Origin of the sequence: uncultured Nitratireductor sp., assembly GCF_913053745.1 — a bacterium.
GTDB lineage: Bacteria > Pseudomonadota > Alphaproteobacteria > Rhizobiales > Rhizobiaceae > Nitratireductor.
On record NZ_CAJXGF010000004.1, the window covers coordinates 1 to 16503 of the forward strand.

General features: G+C 60.8%; 16 protein-coding genes and 1 pseudogene. 8 read left to right on the forward strand and 9 right to left on the reverse strand.

From position 1 onward, the window contains the following. The 6 genes and pseudogenes from QZ638_RS01395 to QZ638_RS01420 all read left to right on the forward strand — a co-directional run. Nucleotides 1-1038 (forward strand): annotated as a pseudogene (locus tag QZ638_RS01395) (DNA primase); the annotation flags it as partial. A gap of 359 nt (nt 1039-1397) precedes the next feature. Next, nucleotides 1398-3398: an RNA polymerase sigma factor RpoD gene (gene rpoD, locus QZ638_RS01400; RefSeq protein ID WP_295806010.1), complete on the forward strand. Its 2001-nt coding sequence runs from the start codon at nt 1398-1400 to the stop codon at nt 3396-3398. Between the two features lie 138 nt (nt 3399-3536). After that, a complete protein-coding gene (map, locus tag QZ638_RS01405; protein ID WP_295806012.1) occupies nt 3537-4289 on the forward strand; it encodes a type I methionyl aminopeptidase in 753 nt (250 codons plus the stop codon). 51 nt (nt 4290-4340) lie between these two features. Then, nucleotides 4341-4760, forward strand: a complete 420-nt coding sequence (locus QZ638_RS01410; protein WP_295806014.1) for a secondary thiamine-phosphate synthase enzyme YjbQ — start codon at nt 4341-4343, stop codon at nt 4758-4760. Between the two features lie 82 nt (nt 4761-4842). Further along, on the forward strand, nt 4843-5136 hold the full coding sequence (locus QZ638_RS01415; protein WP_295806016.1) for an HlyU family transcriptional regulator: 294 nt from the start codon (nt 4843-4845) through the stop codon (nt 5134-5136). A gap of 126 nt (nt 5137-5262) precedes the next feature. Further along, a complete protein-coding gene (locus QZ638_RS01420; RefSeq protein ID WP_295806017.1) occupies nt 5263-5982 on the forward strand; it encodes a DUF599 domain-containing protein in 720 nt (239 codons plus the stop codon). A gap of 11 nt (nt 5983-5993) precedes the next feature. On the opposite strand, the gene QZ638_RS01425 is transcribed toward QZ638_RS01420, so the two are convergent. After that, the gene (locus tag QZ638_RS01425) at nt 5994-6590 is read right to left on the reverse strand and encodes a TetR/AcrR family transcriptional regulator (RefSeq protein ID WP_295806018.1); all 597 of its coding nucleotides are present in this window, start codon (nt 6588-6590) and stop codon (nt 5994-5996) included. Between the two features lie 238 nt (nt 6591-6828). Between QZ638_RS01425 and QZ638_RS01430 the strand changes: the two genes are divergently transcribed. Next, nucleotides 6829-7254, forward strand: coding sequence for a VOC family protein (locus QZ638_RS01430; RefSeq protein WP_295806021.1), 426 nt, complete (start codon nt 6829-6831; stop codon nt 7252-7254). 59 nt (nt 7255-7313) lie between these two features. Here the strand turns inward: QZ638_RS01430 and QZ638_RS01435 are convergent, their stop codons facing one another. From QZ638_RS01435 to QZ638_RS01460, 6 genes are all read right to left on the reverse strand, one after another. Then, nucleotides 7314-7748, reverse strand: coding sequence for a peptidylprolyl isomerase (locus QZ638_RS01435; RefSeq protein WP_295806023.1), 435 nt, complete (start codon nt 7746-7748; stop codon nt 7314-7316). 394 nt (nt 7749-8142) lie between these two features. Further along, nucleotides 8143-8562, reverse strand: a complete 420-nt coding sequence (locus tag QZ638_RS01440; protein WP_295806024.1) for a VOC family protein — start codon at nt 8560-8562, stop codon at nt 8143-8145. Nucleotides 8563-8678: 116 nt separating this feature from the next. Beyond that, nucleotides 8679-10223: an MFS transporter gene (locus QZ638_RS01445; RefSeq protein WP_295806025.1), complete on the reverse strand. Its 1545-nt coding sequence runs from the start codon at nt 10221-10223 to the stop codon at nt 8679-8681. 147 nt (nt 10224-10370) lie between these two features. Further along, the gene (locus QZ638_RS01450) at nt 10371-10724 is read right to left on the reverse strand and encodes a YciI family protein (RefSeq protein WP_295806027.1); all 354 of its coding nucleotides are present in this window, start codon (nt 10722-10724) and stop codon (nt 10371-10373) included. An 82-nt stretch (nt 10725-10806) separates the two neighbouring features. Next, nucleotides 10807-12060, reverse strand: coding sequence for an RNA polymerase sigma factor (locus QZ638_RS01455; protein WP_295806030.1), 1254 nt, complete (start codon nt 12058-12060; stop codon nt 10807-10809). Next, complete coding sequence (locus QZ638_RS01460; RefSeq protein WP_295806032.1) at nt 12057-12443, reverse strand: YciI family protein; 387 nt, start codon at nt 12441-12443, stop codon at nt 12057-12059. Before QZ638_RS01460 ends, QZ638_RS01455 begins: the two co-directional genes overlap by 4 nt. Nucleotides 12444-12617: 174 nt before the next feature. Between QZ638_RS01460 and QZ638_RS01465 the strand changes: the two genes are divergently transcribed. Next, entirely contained in the window at nt 12618-13322 is a 705-nt protein-coding gene (locus QZ638_RS01465) for an orotate phosphoribosyltransferase (RefSeq protein WP_295806033.1), read from the forward strand. Between the two features lie 83 nt (nt 13323-13405). On the opposite strand, the gene QZ638_RS01470 is transcribed toward QZ638_RS01465, so the two are convergent. Together QZ638_RS01470 and QZ638_RS01475 are read right to left on the reverse strand one after the other, a co-directional pair. Next, nucleotides 13406-14275, reverse strand: a complete 870-nt coding sequence (locus QZ638_RS01470) for a dihydrodipicolinate synthase family protein (protein ID WP_295806035.1) — start codon at nt 14273-14275, stop codon at nt 13406-13408. 173 nt (nt 14276-14448) lie between these two features. After that, nucleotides 14449-16458: an OmpA family protein gene (locus tag QZ638_RS01475; RefSeq protein ID WP_295806037.1), complete on the reverse strand. Its 2010-nt coding sequence runs from the start codon at nt 16456-16458 to the stop codon at nt 14449-14451. Nucleotides 16459-16503 lie beyond the last annotated feature (45 nt).

Sequence of the window (16503 nt, forward strand, 5' to 3'; positions counted from 1 at the left end):
ATGACCGGCGAACCGGTGCTGTGTTTCGATGGCGACGAGGCCGGTCTGCGGGCCGCCTGGCGCGCCGCCGATCTGGCTCTGCCCCTGGTGCAGCCGGGGCGCAGCCTGCGCTTCGCGCTCTTGCCGCAGGGCAAGGATCCGGACGACCTGGTGCGGGAGGAGGGCCCGGACGCTTTCGCCGCGGTGCTCTCAGGCGCGCGGCCGCTGGCCGACATGCTTTGGATGCGCGAAACCTCGGGCAAGGTGTTCGACACGCCCGAGCGCCGCGCGGAACTGGAGCGCAACCTGCAGGCGCTGACGTCACGGATCGGCGATGAAAACCTGAAGCGGCACTACAGCCAGGACATGCGTGAGCGTGCCCGCGCCTTCTTCGGCACCAATCAGGGGCAGCGCGGCGGTCAGCGTAGCTTTCGAGATGGCGGGAACAATGGAGGCGGTCGGGGCCGCGGGTTTGGCGGCCGCCCGGGTGGCGCAGCCGGACGGCTCGCGGTTTCGGAAAGTCTCGCACGTTCCGCGCTGGTGCGCAGCTCGGCGCCGGCCATGCCGTTGCGCGAGGCCACGCTTCTGGTGTCGCTGGTCAATCATCCCTCCTTGCTCGACGAATATTTCGACGCGCTCGACCAGATGTCGCTGGCGAGCGCAGAGCTTGGCCGGCTGCGCATGGCGATCCTCGATGCGGTCGCCCACAATCCGACGCACGATCGCGAGATCCTGTTAAAGACAATCGATGCGGACGGGCTGCTTGGAATCTGGCAACAGGCGGAAGCTCGTGTGAAGTCAGCTTATCTTTGGTCGGCTCTTGAAAGTGCGGCACTGGATGACGCGCGGGAAGCCTTCGCGCAGACGCTCCACTTGCACCGGCGCGCAGGCTCTCTACATAAGGAACTGAAAGCGGCTGAACTGGCGCTGGCCAACGACTGGAATGAGGACGATGCCCGGCATCTGGTTGAGATCCAGGCGGAGCTGAGCAATCTGCAGGCAACCGAAGCGCTCATTGAAGGCTTCGGCATTCTATCGGGGCGTGCGAATCGGTCTTGATGACGAGCGCGCATCGCGGCGGGTCTTTGATCCGCCAAAACGCGAAAAAGTATCGGAATCGCTGTTTGATTCGGTTTTTTGGCACGAATCGCGGCGCTTCGGCTTGACGTCGTGTCAGAATGCGGGAATCAGGATCGATTCGAAAAAGAGCTGTGCTGTCACGGACGAACGGGCGGCACGTAAGAGCAAGATACCGAAATTGGACGTGACAGGGAGTCCACCTAAGTATCAGGGTTAATCCGGTATTAACGCAGCCGACGCTAGATCACGAATCAGGTTGCGAAATGCCGCGACGGACAGCCGTTGCAGCGGCGGCGACGGGGTGGCATGGACCCCCGCTCGGTTGGAGAAGGCAAAGCATGGCGACAAAAGAGAAGGAAGAGGTCGAAACCGAACGTGAGGGCTCCGACGGCCCTTTGCTCGACCTTTCCGACGACGCAGTCAAGAAGATGATCAAGGCCGCCAAGAAGCGCGGCTATGTGACGATGGATGAGCTCAACGCCGTCCTGCCTTCTGGCGAAGTCAGTTCCGAACAGATCGAAGACACAATGGCGATGCTCTCGGATATGGGCATCAATGTGGTCGAGGAAGATGAAGTTGCGGAAGACAACGATTCCAACGACAACGAGGAAAGCGGCGAGCTGACCACACAGTCGGGGACTGCCGTTGCCACCACGACAAAAAAAGAGCCGACGGATCGAACCGACGATCCCGTGCGCATGTATTTGCGCGAAATGGGCTCGGTGGAGCTTCTTTCGCGTGAGGGCGAAATCGCAATCGCGAAGCGCATTGAGGCCGGCCGCGAAACGATGATCGCGGGGCTCTGCGAAAGCCCGCTGACATTCCAGGCGCTCATCATCTGGCGCGACGAGTTGAATGAAGGCAAGATCCTGCTGCGTGAGATCATCGATCTCGAGGCGACCTATGCCGGGCCGGAAGCCAAACAGGCGCCAGTCGTGCAACGTCCCTCCGAGGAGGAGAGTAAGCCGGCGGCTGAGGAAAAACCCAAGCGCACCCGGAGCGACGACGTTACCGATGTGGGTGGCGAAGGACAGCCCGAGGAAGAGGACGACGAAGAGGATGAAGCCAATCTGTCGCTTGCCGCGATGGAGGCTGAACTCAAGCCCGGTGTCATGGAGACGCTGGACTTCATCGCCGACACTTATAAGAAGCTTCGCAAGCTGCAGGATCAGAAGGTGGAGTCGAGCCTGGCCGATGCGGACAGCCTGTCGTCGAGCCAGGAGCGCCGCTACAAGCAGTTGAAGGGCGAACTTATCACTTCGGTGAAGTCTCTCTCGCTCAACAATGCGCGCATCGAGACCCTGGTCGAGCAGCTCTACGACATCAACAAGCGTCTGGTGCAGAACGAAGGCCGTCTGCTGCGCCTCGCCGAGAGTTATGGCGTGAAGCGCGAATCCTTCCTCAAGGAGTATCAGGGCTCCGAACTCGACACGAATTGGACCGAGCGTGTTGCGGTTCTTTCGGGCAAGGGCTGGAAGGAATTCAGCAACAGCGAAACCAGGGCAATCGAGGATCTGCGGGCGGAGATTCAGAACCTGGCGCAGGAAACGGCGATCTCGATCGGCGAGTTCCGCCGCATTGTAAACCAGGTGCAGAAGGGCGAACGCGAAGCGGCCATTGCCAAGAAAGAGATGGTCGAGGCCAATCTGCGCCTCGTGATCTCCATCGCCAAGAAATACACGAACCGCGGCCTTCAGTTCCTGGATTTGATTCAAGAAGGCAATATCGGCCTGATGAAGGCTGTCGACAAGTTCGAGTATCGGCGTGGCTACAAGTTCTCCACCTATGCGACGTGGTGGATCCGGCAGGCAATCACCCGTTCGATTGCCGACCAGGCGCGCACGATCCGTATCCCGGTCCACATGATCGAGACGATCAACAAGATCGTCCGCACCTCGCGCCAGATGCTGCACGAGATCGGCCGTGAGCCGACCCCGGAAGAGCTGGCTGAAAAGCTGGCCATGCCGCTCGAGAAGGTGCGCAAGGTGCTCAAGATCGCCAAGGAGCCGATTTCGCTCGAAACGCCCGTGGGCGACGAGGAAGATTCGCATCTCGGTGATTTCATTGAGGACAAGGGTGCGGTTTTGCCGATCGACGCGGCTATTCAGGCGAACTTACGCGAGACGACGACGCGCGTTCTCGCATCGCTGACGCCACGTGAGGAACGTGTTCTGCGCATGCGCTTCGGCATCGGCATGAACACCGACCATACGCTGGAAGAGGTGGGCCAACAGTTCTCGGTGACGCGTGAGCGCATCCGACAGATTGAGGCGAAGGCCCTTCGCAAGCTCAAGCATCCGAGCCGTTCGAGAAAGCTGCGTTCGTTCCTCGATAGCTAGGAACTCTGGAGTGGCTTGCCCTCTCGCATCGTCAAGGATTTGCGTGTGAGAGGAAATGAAAAACTGAAAGCCGGGTCTGAGCGCCCGGCTTTTTGTGCACAAGGGCGTCTTTCAAAACCCTGCAGGGCAAGGCAGTCGATGACGATTACACATCATGATGAAATGAACGGTTTGCGGGAGATTGGGCGTATTGTCGCCAACACCATGCATGCCATGGCGAAAGCCATGGAGCCGGGCATGGCCACCGGAGAACTGGATCAGATCGGCGCAGCGTTGCTGGAGCGTGAAGGCGCGCTTTCTGCGCCGCAGACGACCTATGATTTTCCCGGGGCAACCTGCATCAGCGTGAACGAGGAGATTGCTCACGGCATTCCCGGCTCAAGGGTGCTTGCCAAAGGCGATCTGGTCAACATCGACGTTTCGGCATCGAAGAACGGTTTCTATGCCGATACCGGTGCCACGTTCCGATTGGGCGCGGTTAGCCCGGAGCTCGAACAATTGTGCCGGGATGGCAAGCGGGCGATGGAGATCGGCATCGCGCAGGTGCGCAGCAACGGGCCATTGGCCGGGATCGGAAAGGCTATCGGCCGCTTTGCCGAACGCCGTGGCTACACGCTGATCCAGAACCTGGCCAGCCACGGGGTGGGACGCTCGCTGCACGAATATCCCGAGGAGATCGCCACCTGGCCGACGCGCAGCGACAGGCGCCGGATCAACAGGGGGCTAGTCATGACGGTTGAACCGTTCCTGTCCCGTGGAGGGCTTTGGGCCATGCATGGAGAGGACGATGCATGGACATTGCTAGCCGAGCCCTGCGCTCCGGTGGTGCAGTATGAGCATACGGTCGTGGCAACGGACCGGGGGCCGATCGTCGTCACTTTACCTGGCTGAACTGGGGCTGCCTGCTTGACAGCGCGTTCGTCTGGATGCTCCACCAGAACGATGAAACAGACGATCCTGTCCGTCCCCACTGACGGGCCCGGACTTTATGAGTTCACCGGAGAGGCGACGCGTTTCGTGCGCGAGGCTGGGGCCGATGCGGGACTTCTGACCGTTTTCGTGCGTCACACATCCTGTTCGCTGACCATTCAGGAAAATGCCGATCCGGATGTGAAACGGGATTTGCAAACCTTCTTCGAGCGGCTGGTTCCGCCTTCCGACGATCCATCCATGTCTTGGCTCGTGCATCGCCTGGAAGGGCCGGACGATATGCCGGCTCATATCAAGGCTGCGCTCACGCAGACGTCCATCGGTATTCCGGTGATGAGCGGTCAGATGGCGTTGGGCACGTGGCAGGGGCTCTATCTCTTCGAACATCGCATTCATCCGCATCGGCGGGAAGTGGTTCTGCACCTCGCCTGAGGGTTTGGCGCGCGTCCGGTTTCGCGGGGATGCGTGTAAGGGTAAAACAACGTAGTGTTGCGGTAACAACGGGAGTAAGCGCATGTCATTCTTGAAGCGTCTGTTCGGGGGCGGAACGGGCACATCCGAAGCCGGCGAGGGTAAGCCCGTGGGAGACGCGGTGGAGCATAAGGGCTTCACGATCCAGCCGACTCCCTTCTCCGAGGGCGGGCAGTTTCAGACATCCGCCGTGATCACGAAAGAAGTGGATGGGGCGCTCAAGGAACATCGCCTGGTGCGCGCCGACCGCTTTCCAAGTGCAGACCTTGCCGCCGAGCAGGCGATCCGCAAGGGGCGTCAGGTTATCGACGAACAGGGTGAGCGGATTTTTGACTGACCGGACAATTGGGTCGCGGTCGCATCTCGTTTCAATATGCTCTGCCTTCTTGGAGCCGACTGGACCGTGGGCGAAGGTTCGATCAAACTGGCGCTGAATGGCTCACCGGGCTGAAAGGCTTTCATATTGACCCTCGCCGCATCTCTTTTTCCTATCTTTTGCTGGGGCTTCTACACGGTCTTTGCCAGTTGGCTGGAAAAACGCCGGCCTTCGCTTTCGATCATCATGGGCGCACAGCGTCACCGCTGGGTGCGCAACGCGGTTCGCCGTGAGACCCCGATGGATGCGATTCTGTCGGGCAATCTGATGGGGGCAGTGTCCTTTTTTGCCTCGACCACCGTGCTGATCATCCTGGCGGTGATCGCGGTGTTCGGCCAGATCAATGCGGTGGTGGAGGCCGTGTCGGTCATGCAGCCCGCGCTCGACCTTTCGAAGGCCGCCGTCGAGCGGCACCTCGTGTTTTTCCTCGTCATGTTCGTCATGGCGTTTCTGGCCTTCACCCTATCGCTGCGACAGTTCAACCATTTCTGCATCATGCTTGGAGCGGCCGACGAGGCCGAGGAAAGCGACCCGGAGGAAATCTACATCATGGCCGCCCTCAATACGATTGCGGCGCGGAATTTCAACCAGGGTATTCGGGCCTATTACTTCTCCATCGGCATGATCGCCTGGTTCGTTTCCACATGGGCGGCCATTATCGTCAGCCTCCTGATCTTTGCTTCTATTCTCTACCGGGAATTTTTCTCGGCGGCACGCGAACTGGTTGCTGGCCTCAAAGTGGAAATCGCCGATCCGGCGCAACCCAAGGAGAAGCCGGTGAGCCCGGGAACGGCGCACAGGGACTGAAAATCCCGCGCTCAAGCGCGTGCCGCAAGGCCTTCGATCAGCGCGGCCAGAGCTTGCCCGTGCGCCTTGCTGTCGCCACCGGCTTCGATTGACAGTGCCGCGCGGTCGAAGGCTGCGGCAAGCAAGCCTGTCAACGCGTCGAGAGGCAGGGGGCGGATCGCACCAACCTGCATGGCGGCATCGAGTCCTTCGCGCAGGGTGCGATTGCCGTGGCGGCTCTCAATCTCATCCATTCTTGCGCGCCCAAGAACAGCGGGTCCGTCGAGCAGGAGCAGACGCGTTCGCCCGGGTTCCGACATCGCCTTGAGGTAAACCTGTCCTCCCTCAATCAGCGCTGCCGTCGGGGAGGTCGTGTCGAGGGTGTGGCGCTCGATGCTATGGGCCACGATCGTCGCTTCGCGCTCGATCACAGCGGTCATAAGCGCCTGCTTGTCTGCAAAGTGATGATAAAGCGCTCCGCGCGTCACCCCGGCTGCGCGGACGATCTCCGGGGTTCCCGTTTCGGCATAGGATTTTTCCACGAACAGCCGTCTGGCCGCTTCGATCAGTTTTTCGCGGGTTTCTTCGCTGCGTTCGCGGTTTGAACGCCGTGTCGAATTATGTTGCATACATGCAGCCTGTATGTTAATTGATGATACATGCAGTCTGTATGTTTTAGAGCGTTAGACGGTGATTGCAACCGCTTCGCTGGCAGCGAGTGTAAAAACAGCCGATTGCGATGAATGTGCCGGGCCGGTTTGTCTTGTCCGGAATAGAAGCAGGTCCGACCGACCTTCGTTTTATGCAGCACAGATTGGAAGCCGGATATCCGTGTTTCCTGGGAGCGTCTTAAAAGGAGAGATCCCGATGAAAGTCACCAGCTACTACCCCGTGATCATGACCGGTAAAGTTGCCGAGACGGCGGCGTTCTACTGCAATCATTTCGGTTTTCAGCCCGCTTTCGAGGCGGATTGGTATGTTCATCTTCAGTCCAAGGAAGACCCGAGCGTCAATCTCGCCATCCTCGACGGAACGCACGAAACAGTTCCCGAGGCCGGGCGCGGTCAAGTTTCCGGCCTGATCCTCAACTTCGAGGTCGAGGATCCGGATGCCGAATATGATCGGCTGAAAGGAGCGGGGCTTCCGATATTGCTGGAACTGCGAGACGAAGCCTTCGGCCAGCGGCATTTCATTACCGCCGATCCGAACGGTGTGCTTATCGACGTTATCAAGCCGATCCCGCCATCCGCGGAGTTTGCCGATCAGTATTCGCAGGATGCGGTTCCGCAATAACCTTGCAGATAAACCGGACGCCGCGGCGTGATCGCCCCGCGGCGTCCGGTTCGTCGCGATCAACCGTCGACCACTTCGACGACTTCGATATCGAAGATCAGGTCATGTCCGGCCAGGGGATGGTTGGCATCGACGGTGATTTCATCATCGCCCACGCCGACCACCGTCAGGGAAATTTGATTTCCGTCCTGGGTGGTTGCCTGAAGATTGGATCCAACCTTGACTTCGAGATCCGGCGGCAGCGCCGTGCGCGGCACAGCCTGAACCTGGTTTTCGTCGCGCGCGCCATAGGCTTCCGCTGCGGGAATGTTCAATGTGCCGCTGTCGCCCTGCTTCATGCCCTGAATCTGCCGGTCTAGGCCGGGAATAATCTGGCCGCTGCCGACCTTGAACTCGAGCGGCTCGCGTCCGGCCGAGGAATCAAACTGCGTGCCGTCGGCCAGTTTGCCCGTGTAATGAATGCGCACGACATCGCCGCTTTTGACCTGGCTCATGTCTGTCTCTCAATCTTTTTTGTGTGAGAATATGTTGACGCGGCATAGCGCCGAGCGTCGGCGAACGGGGATGTGGCGTTGCCTTTCATCCCTTGCCCACACAGCCTAGTGGGTCGCAAGCGGCCCTGTAAAGCGATTGAGGAAAAACGGCCGGGGACGGTTTCGGTCCCCGGCCGTCCGCAGCGGCGAAAAATGGCCCCTGGGCTTGGGGAGCACCTGGGGTGGGGCCAGCCGCCGCGAAGCGATATGGGCACATCAAAGGATGCAGGTATTCGACGGATCCGAAGAGACAGGGCGTTCCGCGCTGAGAATGTGGGGCATCCTTATCGGGATGCCTTGCGATGACAGGCGGTTCCTGAAACTCAGGATTGTCGATCCGCACCTCCTTTTGTGGTTATTTGCCAACGATGGCCCAGCGCACGCCGAACGGATCGCACACTTCGCCGTAGCGGTCGCCCCAGAACATGCGTTCCAAAGGCACCGTCACTTCCACGCCGGAACCGATGGCGCGCGCCCACCAACCGTCGACATCCTCAACGGCGAGGGTCAGTGTGTATCCTGCATGTTCGCGCAAGGGCTGACCGTACTCCGGATAGGCATCGCACAGCATGATCGAGCCGCCATGGATATAGAGGTGGATATGCATGGTGCGGCCGTTCTCGTCTTCCGGTTGTCGGAAAACCTCTTCGGCAGCGAAGGCCTGTTTGTAGAATTCAGCGGCTTTCGAGGCACCCTCCACAGTGAGATAGGGGACGACGCCTCCAAGAACCTTGGGCATTTCCTGTTGGTCGGTATCAGCATGCGTTTCGGTCATATTCCTGCTCCTTCATGACAAGGCCCGGTGTCGGGTCTTGTCATGAAGACGAATCTGGCGGTGCATCTCCGACAGGGTCGGTCATTTTAAGTGCGATCCGCGCATTGCGGGGAAGGCTACTCTGCCGGCGCCAATGTGCCGTCCTCCGGTTCCTGCAGCCCGACTCTGCGCAACATGACCGCAGCGACGAAGGCTGCGACCAGGGAGATCACGGCGCAAACGACGGAGGCGACGACCAAACCGTTGGAAAATGCCAACCTGGCGTTCTCGACGAGCATGGTTGCGCTTTCGGTCGGCAGGTCCTGAGCGACGGTCAAAGCGCCGCCCAGTGTGTCGCGCACGGCCTCGTAGGCGGGACCGGATTGAGGGGTTGCGGCCATGCCTGTTCTGTAGATGGCCGTCACAACGCTGCCCAGAACGGCGATGCCAAGCGCGCCTCCCAATTCCGTGCAGGTTTCGGCGATTGCCGATGCCGCGCCGGCGCGCTCCGGTGTCACCGTGCCGACGACGAGATCGGTGGTCAGCGTAAAGACCGGCGCAAGCCCGATCGAAAACACGGTGAAGGCAATGATCATTGCAACAAGGTCGGTGGTTTGGGCGGCCCACGCAACGAGGCCGAAGCCGATTGCGGCCAGTATCAAACCAGCTGCCATCAGGAACGGCGGGCGAATGCTTTGTGCGAGCAACGGGGTGATCATCGATCCGGCAATGAAGGCGATGCCGGACGGCAATGACCACAAGCCAGCGGCGAGCGGTGAGAGGCCAAGCACCAATTGCAGGAACTGGGCGATGAACAGGAACGAACCGAAAGCGATGAAAAAGGCCATCAGGTTCACGAGAAGCGAGGCACTGAAGGCAGGCTTGGCGAACAGGCTTATGTCGATCAGTGGATCGGCGAGCCTGCGCTGGCGCAGCATGAACAAGATGCCGATCGCCATGCCGGCACCGATTGCCACGGCCGCTTCACCGGAAAGGCCGATCTCGGCAATGTGCTTGATGCCGTAGATGATTGCGAGGATCGCGGCGAGCGACAGAGCAGCACTCATCAGATCGAGCCTGCCTGCATCGGGATCGCGAAATTCCGGCAGCAGCGCCGGTCCGATCAGCAACAAAAGCAGCATGATCGGAACGGCGATGAGGAAGACGGAGCCCCACCAGAAATAGGCCAGCAGCACCCCGCCCACCAAGGGACCGATGGCGGCGCCGGCGGAGAAACTGGCGATCCAGACACCGATGGCAAAAGTGCGCTGTGCGGGGTCATGAAACATGTTGCGCAGGAGCGAGAGTGTCGACGGCGCAAGCGTGGCGGCGGCAAGGCCGAGCAGCGCGCGCGACGCGATCAGCATGGCGGGCGTTGTGGAAAAGGCCGCGAGTATCGAGGCAAGCCCGAAGGCGGTTGCGCCGATCAGCAGAAGTTTTCGCCGTCCGATACGGTCGCCGAGCGTTCCCATAGTGATGAGGGCGCCGGCCAGCAAAAAGCCGTATATGTCGACAATCCAGAGCAGCTCCGCACCGCTCGGTTTCAGATCGGCGCTCAGATGGGGTACCGCCAGATTCAGCACGGTCATGTCCATCGAGTAAAGCATGCATGGCAGAGCGAGCACGGCGAGCCCGATCCATTCGCGCCGTCCAGCGCGCCGCGTTTCGGTTGAAGCAAGCATAACATTATCCTTTCGTCCCGGCGGCAGCGCCACGCGGCGTTCGGGGATCGATTGTGGAGAGTCAAACTGAGCCAGACATGGATGCGACGTCGGCACATTGCCACATCGCAACTGACGACCTGGTGTCAGGATGCCTCGGAATCAGGGTTACGCGTCATCGGGGGCGACCGCACGCAGTTCGATCGAGCCATAGGCTGCGCATGGAATCCTGCCGGCGATTTCGCGGGCGCGCTCCAAGCTCTCTGCCTCGACCAGAATGAAGCCCATGAGTTGTTCCTTGGTTTCGGCATAGGGTCCATCGACCGAGATCACCTTGCCACCGCGGCTGCGCAGATAGAGCGCTTCGGCGGTTGGATGCAGGGCATGGGCGACGACCATGTTGCCGGATGCCGTCAATTCTTCGTCGTAGGCCGAGGAATCGCGTACCAGTTTCTGCATCTCCGCCACCGGGAGCGCGTCGAGAACGGCTTCGCTGACGTGAACAAAACAAACATATCGCATTGGGTCACTCCTTCTTGAAAAGGCGCCTATCGGCGCCGACGCTCAGAGGACGTGGGCCCGGACATCTTACCGACAAAAATAATCAGACGGCTTTGGCGTTTGCGGAAAGTTTGTCGAGATGCTGGCGGATATGGGCGGCCTCCGCTGGTGTGCGGGCAAGCGCAATGGCGCGGCCGAAGGCTTCGCGTGCTTCCTCCGCACGTCCGATCTGGCTCAAATAGGCGCCGCGCACGCCATGGAAATAGAAATAACCGGACAAGCACTCCGCCAACGGTGCGATCAATTGCAATGCGGCCTCCGGCCCTCTGATTTTGGAGACAGCGACAGAGCGGTTCAGCGTGATGACGGGAGAGGGCGTCTGGCTTTCGAGCATCTGGTAGAGAAGGTCGATCTCTTCCCAGTCGGTTTCCTCCGATGTGCGGGCGCGGGCATGAAGCGCTGCAATTGCCGCCTGAACCTGATAGGGGCCGGGCTGGCCATGGCGCAGGGCCTTCTCCACCAGGGCGAGGCCCTCATCGATGCCGGTCCGGTTCCAAAGCGCGCGGTCCTGTTCCTCAAGCAAAACGGCGTTGCCGTCCGCATCGGTGCGTGCCGGGCTGCGGGCGTGTTGAAGAAGCATGAGAGCGAGAAGGCCCATGATCTCCGGTTCGGAGGGAAAGAGCCTGAGCAGCAGACGAACAAGGCGGATCGCCTCGTCACAGAGCGAGGCGCGCACCACCTCGGCACCGCTGGTTGCCGAATAACCTTCGTTGAAGACGAGATAAACCATCGCTGCAACCGCGCCTAGCCGTTTCGATCGTTCGACGGCATCGGGCGCGGCAAAGGGCACATCGGCTTCCGCCACCCGGCGCTTTGCCCGTGTGATGCGTTGTTCCATAGCCTTTTCGCCGACCAGAAAGGCACTGGCGATCTCACGCACACTGAGGCCGGAGACGATGCGCAGCGCCAATGCCACTTGCTGGGTTGCCGGCAGGTCGGGATGGCAACACACGAACATCAGCCGAAGAATATCGTCGCGATAATGTGCGTCGTCCAGCCGTTCCGCCATGTCGGTCTCGACGTCTTCGAGGTCCGAGATGCTTTCTTCCGCCGGCAACGCGGTGTTGCGGCTGTCACGCCTCACATTGTCGAGCGCGGCGTTGCGGCCGACGAAGATCAGCCAGGCCGTGGGGTCGCGCGGTGGCCCCTTGACCGGCCAGTTTTTCAGAGCCCGCAGACAGGCTTCCTGAAAGGCCTCCTCAGCCCGATCGAGGTCGCGGAAATAACGCAGGAGCGCACCCATCGCTTGCGGACGCGCGCCGGTGAGCGCGTTCTCGATCCAGGCCAGCTCGGTCATGATGCGGCGGTTTCCTTTCCGGACAGATTGCCCTTTTCAATGATTTGTATAGGGCGGATTTCGAAGGTCACGTTCTCGCCTTCCTTCATACGTTTGGCGAAATCGACAACCTCGTCGAGATTGTCGCAATCGACGACATAGAACCCGAGGAGCTGTTCCTTGGTCTCGGCGAAAGGACCGTCGAGAACGAGCTGCTCGTTGCCCGAGGAGCGGATTGTCGTTGCGGCGGAAGTGGGCATGAGCCGGATTGCGGGCCCCATACGCCCCGTGTCTACGAGCTCCTTCTGGACCCGCCGACGCTTCGCGAGCACCGCGTCGTCCTCTTCCTTGGACCAGGACATGACCACGTCTTCATTGTGGTAGCAGAGAATTGCGTAAAGCATTCCGGTTCCTTTCTCGATTGGAAGACGGCGAAGCTTGCCGCATTCCGACACAATGCGTCGAGAAAATTCTGGATCCGATGGCGCCGAACCATCCACCGGAATATTGTCGGGGAAACTTCCTACCGGCGTTCAATCCTGATAGCTGAAAGCCGCGTCACAAACCGAGAGCCAGCCATGTTCGCCAACACATTTCCCGACCGCGCCCTGATTGCCGAGACCGTGGCCAAGATGCTGATCGAGATAAAGGCGGTGCATTTCCGCGCCGACGAGCCCTACACGTTCACATCGGGGCTCAAGAGCCCGGTTTATATCGATTGCCGGAAACTGATTTCCTATCCGCGCATTCGCTCTGCGATCATGGACTTTGCCGCCTCCGTCGTGCTGCGGGATGCCGGCTTCGAAAAGTTCGATGCCGTGGCTGGTGGCGAAACGGCCGGCATACCCTTCGCGGCCTGGCTTTCCGATAAGCTTGGCCTGCCCATGCTTTACGTGCGCAAGAAGCCCAAGGGCTTTGGCCGTGATGCGCAGATCGAGGGCGATCTGAACGAGGGTGCGCGTCTGCTCCTGGTGGAAGATCTGACGACCGACGGAGGCAGCAAGCTGAAATTCGCCGAAGCCGTTCGCAAGGCCGGCGCGGAGGTGACCGATACGTTCGCCGTGTTTTACTACGGCATCTTTCCAGACACACCGAAGCGCCTCGAAGACGCCGGAATGCGGCTGCATTATCTCACAACCTGGTGGGATGTACTGCAGGTGGCGCGCGCGGAAAAACTGTTCGACGATAAGACACTCGACGAGGTGGAGAAGTTCCTCAACAAGCCGCTCGAATGGTCGGCCGCCAATGGCGGCATTTCCGAACTCGGAGAAAAAGCCGGCTGACCGCGAATTCTGCGGCCCGGGATAATCGTGAGACCGACTGGAATGAGACGCGGCGGTTCGGCTATTCGAACCGCCGTTTGCATTTAAAGCGGGATCTCGCCGAGCGCCGCTTTCTGCGCATCGGTCAGCGGCATATGCGGTGGCAGCGATGCCTCGAAACTCCGGTCGTCATGCAATCTGGCCGTCAGATATTTGACGGCGGGAATGAGCGGATGAGCCGAAATCGCGGTGCGGGCACTCGAGGCGGCTTCGAGTGCATGATCATTGGCAGGCTCCGACCGAAGTTTCGCGACAAGCGGTGCTGTAACGCTCGCTGTAGCCGATATGCAGCCGGCATAGCCTTCCGCTTCGGCCTTCGAGAGTGCCGCCTCATTGCTCGGAAAAACGTCGAAATCTTCGATCTTTGCAAGTTCCGATGCGTATTCGAGGTCGCCGGAACTGTCCTTCGCGCCGGCAAAGCGGTCGGGGAACGTCTCTTTTAGCCGGCGGGCCAGCGCGGGCGAAAAGGTCAGCCCCGTCATCTGCGGAAAATTGTAGAGATAGAGGGGGATGGATGCGTCGTTCGTCGCATGTGCGAGGCGTTCGAACCAGGCGAACAGCCCATCGTCGCTCACGCCTTTGTAGTAATAGGGCGGCAAGACAAGCGCTGCGGCAAAGCCCAGCGTGTGCGCCTGCATGGTAAGTGCAACGGTCGTCTTAAGGTCGGGCGTGCCAGTGCCGACCATCAGCCGGGTGCGATCGAGGGAGCCGGCGGCCGCTTCCATAAGCGCAATCCGCTGGCCCTGCGAGAACGAATTGGCCTCTCCCGTGGTGCCAAGCACGTTCAGCGCGTCGCACCCATTGTCGAGCGCCCATTCTGCATGGCGCAGAAAACGGGCCGTGTCCGGGTCGCCAATATCTGTCACGGGGGTGGGAACGGCGGCGATCACACCGCTCAAGCGTTTAGGGGGCACGAAAGAACTCCTTTGAACATATCGCTCGCTCTCTAAAGCAATTTTCCTTTGGCTGGAAACACTCAGCTTCCCACGCATAATGCCAAAGCAAAACCCGGCCGGAGGAGGGAACGTCCGGCCGGGCTCCTTTCGCCGGCCCGGTGACCGGGCGCGGGGCGGAAAGCTGCTACAGCTTAGTTAGCGCTGGCCACCGGCGCGACAAGCGGGGTAATCCGTCGCAAGGCCACGCGGCGGTTTTCACGTTCGCGCTCTCCGGTATCGATTTTGAGGTAGCGCTCGCCATACCCCTGCGTGACCAGGTTTTCCGGCGGTATGCCGAAGACGTCCGTCAGGGCGCGTGCAACGGATTCGGCTCGACGATCCGAGAGCGCCAGATTGGCAAGATCCGAACCCACCGCATCCGTATGGCCTTCGATCAGGAAGGTTTCGCCCGGATTTTCGTCGAGCATGCGTTCGATTGCAGTGGCGATCGCCTCGAGCTCATCGATCTCGCTCTCGTCGATATCCGCGGAACCGAAGGCGAATTCGATCGTGTCCAGATCGACGCGGCGTACCATGTCGCGAACGCGTGCCGAGCGCTTCACCTCTTCAAGCGAATACATGCGCTGCACCGGCTCAACCGGCGGCTTCTCGAGAAAGGCGTAATAGCGGTCGGGATCTTCCACCCGCTCGGCCTCGAGAATGTAATCGCTGACCGGGATGGTCAACCGCAGCGGCGGCAGGTCGCGAGCCGGATCGCGCCAGCGATCGACCGTTTCCAACCGCTCCTCGGGCACGAACACAAGCACCTGCTCGCGGCCGTCAGGCGCGACCCGCACCCGGCGGATCACATCACCGTAACGGTTGCGAACGGTCACCAGACGAACGCCGTTGGGACGCGTAACAACCTCGCGGACCCGGCCGCGCGGCAGTTCCTCGTAGTAGACCTCGTCGTCGTCGCGGATGAGACGGTCGCTGTCCTGGCTTTCGACGAAAACCTGATTGTTGATCTGGATGATCGTGCGGTTGTCGTTGAATTCGCGCACCACCTCAGCGTCCTCGCGGCGCTGGCGCAGCTCGCGCCGGCGTTCGCGGCGTTCCTCGCGTGTCGCGCCCATTTCGATGCGCTCACCCCGTTCTTCCATCAGAGTGCGGATTTCGCTGCGCAGAGTCTCCGCATCGATGGTTCCGGCCTGGGCCTCGGCGTCGCTTTCAGGGGGAGGGGCGGATTGTCCTGCTTCATCCGCAGGCGCCGCAGTCTGCGGGTCTGACGGCGTTTCGGCATCGCGATCGCCATTCGCCTCCGCGTCGGATCGAGGCTGTGCCTCGCCCTCGGCTTCAGGTTCCTTCTGGCTGTCCAGAACGGGCGCGGCGTTTTCGGGAAGGACCTCGGTTTCCGGCTGCGCGGAGTCCGAACCGGTCGTCGCCTCCTCTTCCGTCTGGCCTTCCTCTATGACGGGCTCGTCGACGGCCGGCTCAGAGGTTTCGGGCGCTTGCTCCGGCTCATCTCCGCCCACTTCGGTCTGCCCTTCGGTGTTCGGTGCGCCTTCTTCGGCCTCCACCGGCGGTGTTTCCTCCGTGGGAGCGTTTTCTGCCGGCGGAGTTACTTCGTCGGCCTCATCTTCCTGCAGTTCGGGCGCTTGCTGCTCGCCAGATCCGGCAGGTTGTTCGTCTTCTTCCGCTTCCAGTTCCACGGGCGCGTCTTCCGGCGCCGTTTCACCCTCGGCTTCGGCCGGTTCCTCTGCGGGAGGAGCGGTTTGTTCCGTTGCCGGAGGTTGCGCGTTTTCCTGTGACGGCGGCTCTTCGACGGGCGCTTGCTCGGATTCCGGTTCGGCAGTCTGCGGTTCGACCTCAACCTCCGGCGTCACCTCAGGTTCGACCTGAGGGGCAGCCTCGTCTTCTGCCGGAGCAGGGGTTTCGGTCGGCGCTTTCTGGTCGAGCTCACGCACTTCGCCGCCGCCATTGTCGTTCGCCGGGGCGTTTTCCGGTTCCTCGGTTTTCCTGTCCTGTTCCTGTCCCTCGCCGCCACGTTTCTTCAGGAGCGCGCGCCAGGCTTCTTCCGTCATGCCCTCAGGCTTTTGGGCCTGAGCGAGCACCGTGCCGGCGGACCGATCCGAAGCAAATCCAGGCTGAACCGCGAGCGGCGCCGCGGCGATAAGCAGGCCGAGGGCGGTTGTGGTCATGATCCGCTTTCGCGTTGTCATAAAATCTCTCCTGTATGAGGGCGTCCCATCGCCGCCTTAACCCCC

Excerpts from the sequence above, each read along its gene's own strand:
- rpoD (WP_295806010.1), top strand. The coding sequence starts at position 1,398 with ATGGCGACAAAAGAGAAGGAAGAGGTCGAAACCGAACGTGAGGGCTCC.
- map (WP_295806012.1), top strand. The coding sequence starts at position 3,537 with ATGACGATTACACATCATGATGAAATGAACGGTTTGCGGGAGATTGGG.
- QZ638_RS01410 (WP_295806014.1), top strand. The coding sequence starts at position 4,341 with ATGAAACAGACGATCCTGTCCGTCCCCACTGACGGGCCCGGACTTTAT.
- QZ638_RS01415 (WP_295806016.1), top strand. The coding sequence starts at position 4,843 with ATGTCATTCTTGAAGCGTCTGTTCGGGGGCGGAACGGGCACATCCGAA.
- QZ638_RS01425 (WP_295806018.1), bottom strand. The coding sequence starts at position 6,590 with ATGCAACATAATTCGACACGGCGTTCAAACCGCGAACGCAGCGAAGAA.
- QZ638_RS01430 (WP_295806021.1), top strand. The coding sequence starts at position 6,829 with ATGAAAGTCACCAGCTACTACCCCGTGATCATGACCGGTAAAGTTGCC.
- QZ638_RS01435 (WP_295806023.1), bottom strand. The coding sequence starts at position 7,748 with ATGAGCCAGGTCAAAAGCGGCGATGTCGTGCGCATTCATTACACGGGC.
- QZ638_RS01440 (WP_295806024.1), bottom strand. The coding sequence starts at position 8,562 with ATGACCGAAACGCATGCTGATACCGACCAACAGGAAATGCCCAAGGTT.
- QZ638_RS01445 (WP_295806025.1), bottom strand. The coding sequence starts at position 10,223 with ATGCTTGCTTCAACCGAAACGCGGCGCGCTGGACGGCGCGAATGGATC.
- QZ638_RS01450 (WP_295806027.1), bottom strand. The coding sequence starts at position 10,724 with ATGCGATATGTTTGTTTTGTTCACGTCAGCGAAGCCGTTCTCGACGCG.
- QZ638_RS01455 (WP_295806030.1), bottom strand. The coding sequence starts at position 12,060 with ATGACCGAGCTGGCCTGGATCGAGAACGCGCTCACCGGCGCGCGTCCG.
- QZ638_RS01460 (WP_295806032.1), bottom strand. The coding sequence starts at position 12,443 with ATGCTTTACGCAATTCTCTGCTACCACAATGAAGACGTGGTCATGTCC.
- QZ638_RS01465 (WP_295806033.1), top strand. The coding sequence starts at position 12,618 with ATGTTCGCCAACACATTTCCCGACCGCGCCCTGATTGCCGAGACCGTG.
- QZ638_RS01475 (WP_295806037.1), bottom strand. The coding sequence starts at position 16,458 with ATGACAACGCGAAAGCGGATCATGACCACAACCGCCCTCGGCCTGCTT.